At 53.1% G+C, this 341-nt stretch carries 1 protein-coding gene; it reads right to left on the bottom strand.

The window, feature by feature from the left end:
- Positions 1 to 306: substrate-binding domain-containing protein (locus tag MXD62_RS40630; RefSeq protein WP_368862387.1), on the bottom strand; the 306-nt coding region annotated here is incomplete at its 3' end.
- Positions 307 to 341 lie beyond the last annotated feature (35 nt).

Genomic DNA, 341 nt, shown 5'->3' on the forward strand with positions numbered 1-341 from the left:
TTGCCTGTTCACAATGCGGTGGTTTCCGGAGAAAAATTGGCGCCAATCCGTGATCATCCGGGGATTGCCCTTTGGAACGATAAAACCCTGCCAGCGGTGAACCAGATTAATGACCGTTACCTCTTCGCTGCCCATCAGACAGGTGATATGGGAGAGATTATAGGTACCGTTCGCCTGATCAAGCAGATGGCAGCCTGCCAGCTCCGTCCTCCCTTTATAGAGCTCGATCAAGCCTTCCAGACTGCCGGAGTAAATCGGGAGGAGCGCAACTCCTTTGAGGCTAAGGTGATGGACTAGCACATCCATCGTCAGGTCGTGGCTTCCGGCGAAAAGGATATCGT

This window comes from Frankia sp. Mgl5 (assembly GCF_023242985.1).
Lineage (GTDB): Bacteria > Actinomycetota > Actinomycetes > Frankiales > Frankiaceae > Parafrankia > Parafrankia soli.